General features: G+C 62.4%; 4 protein-coding genes. All 4 read right to left on the reverse strand.

Annotation, left to right across the window (positions count from 1 at the left end):
• Positions 1–324: 324 nt before the first annotated feature.
• Positions 325–1,635 (reverse strand): isocitrate lyase, encoded by a 1,311-nt coding sequence (gene aceA, locus AC4FAH_RS03595; RefSeq protein ID WP_490245647.1) that lies wholly within the window; start codon positions 1,633–1,635, stop codon positions 325–327.
• A gap of 197 nt (positions 1,636–1,832) precedes the next feature.
• Complete coding sequence (locus AC4FAH_RS03600) at positions 1,833–2,603, reverse strand: hypothetical protein (protein WP_225347174.1); 771 nt, start codon at positions 2,601–2,603, stop codon at positions 1,833–1,835.
• A gap of 338 nt (positions 2,604–2,941) precedes the next feature.
• Positions 2,942–3,373 (reverse strand): GNAT family N-acetyltransferase, encoded by a 432-nt coding sequence (locus tag AC4FAH_RS03605; RefSeq protein ID WP_225347173.1) that lies wholly within the window; start codon positions 3,371–3,373, stop codon positions 2,942–2,944.
• Complete coding sequence (locus AC4FAH_RS03610; RefSeq protein WP_054555618.1) at positions 3,370–4,614, reverse strand: cupin domain-containing protein; 1,245 nt, start codon at positions 4,612–4,614, stop codon at positions 3,370–3,372. Before AC4FAH_RS03610 ends, AC4FAH_RS03605 begins: the two co-directional genes overlap by 4 nt.
• Between the last annotated feature and the right edge of the window lie 391 nt (positions 4,615–5,005).

A 5,005-nucleotide genomic window follows, 5' to 3' on the forward strand; every position in this document is an offset into this window, starting at 1 on the left:
ACCATGACGGGTTCCCGACCTGAAACGCTGAGGTGACGCAACTTCTGCACTTCCCGGTCGCGTGAGTGCTACCGCGTGAGTACCGACCACGTGAGTACCGGCGCATGAGTGCTGCCACGCAAGTACTTCCGCGTGAGCACTTCTTCTTGAGCCATACCGAGTGAATGTCAGCGCAGGGGCGTTCGTTGCTGATGGTGGACATTCGCGGCGGGCATTCAAGGCGTAAAGCACGAAAAAGCCCGCGTGAGCGGGCTTCGGTCAGTCTGCGAGTGGCACCTCGCGCAATCCGGTCATTGCGAGGTGCCATGCCGTGATGTCAGCGGTCTAGAACTGGTCTTCTTCCGTGGAGCCCGTCAGTGCGGTGACGGAGGAGTTGCCGCCCTGAATGACGTTGGTCATGTCATCGAAGTAACCGGTGCCGACTTCCTGCTGGTGCGCCACGAAGGTGTAGCCCTTCTCGGCTGCGGCGAATTCGGCTTCCTGCACCTTCTCGACGTAGTGCTTCATGCCTTCGCCCTGCGCATAGTCGTAGGCAAGATCGAACATGTTGAACCACATGTTGTGGATACCGGCCAGGGTGATGAACTGGTACTTGTAGCCCATGTCCGACAGTTCCTGCTGGAACTTGGCGATGGTGGCGTCGTCGAGGTTCTTCTTCCAGTTGAAGGAAGGCGAGCAGTTGTAGGCCAGCAGCTGGTCCGGGTATTCCTTCTTGATCGCTTCGGCGAAGCGGCGCGCCTCCTCGAGGTCCGGCTTGGCGGTTTCACACCAGATCAGGTCGGAGTAGGGCGCGTAGGCCAGGCCGCGGGCAATGGCTTGATCCAGACCGGCCTTGACACGATAGAAGCCTTCGTCGGAGCGCTCACCGGTCAGGAACGGCTTGTCGTAGTCGTCGACATCGGAGGTGATCAGGTCGGCGGCATTGGCATCGGTACGCGCGATGACCAGGGTCGGGACACGCGCCACGTCAGCAGCCAGGCGAGCGGCCACCAGCTTCTGCACCGCTTCCTGGGTCGGCACCAGTACCTTGCCGCCCATGTGGCCACACTTCTTGACCGAGGCCAGCTGGTCCTCGAAGTGCACGCCGGAGGCACCCGCACGGATCATGGCGGTCATCAGCTCGTAGCCGTTGAGCACGCCACCGAAACCGGCCTCGGCATCCGCCACGATAGGCGCGAAGTAATCGACGAAGTCGGCATCGCCCGGATTGGCCCCTTTCTGCCACTGGATCTGGTCGGCGCGGCGGAAGGTGTTGTTGATGCGCTTGACCACGGTCGGCACGGAATCCACCGGATAGAGCGACTGATCCGGGTACATGGCTTCACTGGTGTTGTTGTCGGCGGCGACCTGCCAGCCGGACAGGTAGATGGCCTCGATACCGGCCTTCACCTGTTGCATGGCCTGGCCACCGGTCAGGGCGCCCAGACAGTTGACGTAGCCCTTCTTGGCATCACCATTGACCAGCTTCCAGAGCTTCTCGGCACCGCGGGTCGCCAGGGTATTGGCTTCCGGAACGGAACCGCGCAGGCGCACCACATCCTCGGCGGAATAGGGGCGAGTGACCCCTTTCCAGCGCGGATTCTCGGCCCAGTCCTTTTCGAGCGCGGCAATCTGATCGGCACGTGTGTGACTCATGGTGGCATCTCCTGATGGCTTCGTCGTCGGGGCTCAGCCCCTGGCGTGTTGTCTGTGTCTTGTGTCTGTTCGCTTGTCTTTCGTCTGGCGGTCGACGCGAGAGCGACGCGTGAAATGGGAGTGTCGGTGCTCTGCGTCTTGAGTTGCTGCATGACAGTTTGTTGTTGTTATTGATCTTTCAGGCGTTACCAGTGGAGTCACGCCGTGCGACAGAAGGCGTCGTCGGTGGCGTTGTCGAGCTCCGCTGGCTCAGCAAGTCTGAAGCGAGCCTTGATCACGCCAAGGCAGGCAGTTTCCAGGCCGGGGGCCGCTGTCAGCGTGATGCTGTCCAACCAGGGCATCAGGAAGTACAGGCTGGCTTCCAGCGTGGGTAACGTGCAGTGGCTGAGGGTGAGGGCGATGCGTGGCGGCCTGCCGTCCGGCGCACGCAGCCGTGAGATCAGCTCTCCCCAGCACAGCGCTTCGCGCACGCTGCTGATCTGGGCAATGGCCAGCACCGAATGACGTTCGCCGCGATGCCGCGCGGCGGCCAGGGTCCAGAGGGCCCGAGGGAGCGGGCGGTTGCCCAGCTGCACCCCAGTCACGTCATCGGTGAGTCCGGCAAGCGCCAGCTGGTCAGGCGCGTCCTGCGTCTCGCCTGCGGTTGCCGGCTGCACACTGCACTTCAGCTTCCCATTGCACTTCAGCTGCCAGCCGCTGCCCTGTGAGCGCAGTTGCCACTGCTCGCCGGGAAGCTGCCAGCGCTGGTCGCGACTCAGATGGCAGATCGTCTGCGCCTGTGCCGCCACCGACTCCGCTGTCTGCGGTGGCAGCAGGTCCTTGAGGGGACGTGCCAGCTTGAGAATCCGCGTGCGGATCTCGGCGTTGTGCCATTGCTCGGCCAGAGCGGCATCCTCAGGCTGCCCGAGTACCTGGTCACCTCTACCGCCCATCAGGGTGGTCTGCGTTCGTGAGTCTGAGGTGAGCATGGGCGAATCTCCTGAAGGCGGTGCCGGGTCGGGCAGCGTGTCATGTCGCAGTGCAGCGTAAATGACCTGATCTCTAGCATCGCTCCGAAATTGAGTGCTGTCTTTCATTCCTTGGTCGCATTAAAACGATCGTTTTATACCAGTTTCAACGTTGTGGAATTCCTGCCGACAAACAGTCGTTTTAATATTTATCAATGACGTCATGATGTCAGTATCCATGGGCCTTGGGGAATGATGACTTGGTCAAGGAGCGGGTTGTAGCCAGACTACAAGAAACTTCAAGGCACAAAAAAACCGGCCCCAAATGGGGCCGGTTTTTGTAAGGCGGACGCTAAAATTCAGTTCAGAATCAAGCGCATGCTGCGGTGCGGTATGCCGGCATCGAGAAACTCGTCGCCGTAAGCCGTGAAGCCGAGGCGTTGATAGAATTCCAGCGCATGGGTCTGAGCATCCAGTAGCACTTCAGCATGACCAGCCTGGCGCGCAGCATGGATGACCGCTTCCATCAGGCGTTGGCCAAGCCCCAGTCCGCGCGCTTCGGAGAGGATGGCGACGCGGCCGACATGGCCGTCCGGCAACAGACGGGCCGTGCCGACGGTGCGGCCATCCAGATGCACGAGGAAGTGTTCGCAGGTGTCATCGCGCCCGTCCCACTCCTCATTCTGCGGTACCTGCTGTTCCTCGATGAACACGACGCGGCGGATCTCGCTGGCCTCGTTGCCCAACGTCTGCCAGTCGCCCCGTTCCAGGCTGATCATGGCGTCACTCATTCTTCATCGTCCTCTTCGTCCTGAAGGTCACATTCCAGTATCAGGCTGCCGCGGTTGATCAGCGCCGTCAGCAGGCTGACCACGGCACTGCGATCAAGGTCTGCTGTGGTGTAGTCAAGCAACACCGCCGTGAGGCGCTGATCGGAGGCCAGCGCTTCCGCCAGCGGCTGAGGGGCCAGGATGCCATCGCCATCGACGAACAGCGTGCTGGTGCCATTCTCGCCGTGACGGAAGGCGAAGCGTGAGCCCAGGGAGCGCACCAGTACGCCTTCATCTTCCAGATACTCGACCAGCTCATGCGTCTTGAGGGCCGGTTCGCGGGCGGCGAGCTGCTCCAGATACTTGGGTTGGGTCATGTAGCGACCGAACCACTGTGCCAGCTGGGTCGGGTTGTCCAGCGTGCTGAGCAGCAACTCACGCACGCGCTCGAGCGAGGCGTCGTCCAGCTCGCCGGCATTGGCGACCGGTGCCATGCCCTGGTCACGGTAGCGCAGCGATTCCGGCAGACTGGCACCCAGATAGTCGGCGTAGGAGGTGACGACTTCATCGGCGGAAGGCGCACGGAAGCCGACGGAGATGGTCATGCAGTCATCGGACTGGCTGACACCGTGGTGCGCCAGGCGCGGCGGCACGTAGAGCATGTCGCCGGGTTCCAGCACCCAGTCCTCGCCCGGAGTGACCTCGAAGTGCTTGAGGATGCGCAGGTCGATGCCATCGATGATCTCGGCGTCGTCACCGTGCATGCCGCCCAGCTGCCAATGACGCTGGCCCTGGGCCTGCAGCAGGAAGACATCGTAGTTGTCCAGGTGCGGGCCGACGCTGCCACCGGTCGGCGCGTAGCTGATCATGATGTCATCGAGGCGCCAGCGCGGCAGGAAGGTGAAGGGCTCGAACAGCGCGGCGACGTCGGGGACGTAATGGTCCACCGCCTGCACCAGCAGGCTCCACTGGCTGTCGTCCTTGGCGTCGAGACGCGCGAAGGTCGCTTCATCGAAGGGGCCGTGGCTGACCTGCCAGGCCTTGTCCGGGCCGTTTTCCTCGACCAGACGGGCTTCGATGCCATCTTCACAGGCCAGACCGGCCAGTTCATCGGCTTCCAGCGGCGTCTCGAAGTCTGCGAAGGCTCCGCGGATCAGCAGCGGCTTCTGCTGCCAGTAATCGCGCAGGAATTCACGGATGCTCAGGCCGCCCAACAGTGCCAGTGGCGTGTCGGTGTCGCGGGGGGCGGGGGATGTGCTCATGCAGAACCTCTCGAACGCGAACGGCAGCCTGTCAGGGGGCGGCGGTCTCGCGATGACGTCGTTGAAGCCGTGTTGCCGGATGGCAGACGGCGATGCGTTCCATGCCGAGCCTTGAGAGCGTGGCATGTCGTGCCCACTGACGGAGAGCGTCAGTGGTCGTGAATCCAGTGTGTCGTTCAGCGTGCTGCGTAATGCGTAATGTATGACGCCGGAGCAGAGGCCCCGGCGTCTTGAGACTTGCAGTGAACCTGCGCCGCTTAGAGCGCCTTGGCCTGTGCAATGGCGTTACCGATGTAGCTGGCCGGGCTCAGTGCCTTCAGCTCGGTCTTGACGTCGTCCGGCAGTTCCAGCGTCTCGATGAAGGCGGCGAAACCGGCCTGGTCGATACGCT

It is taken from the genome of Cobetia sp. (assembly GCF_983723665.1).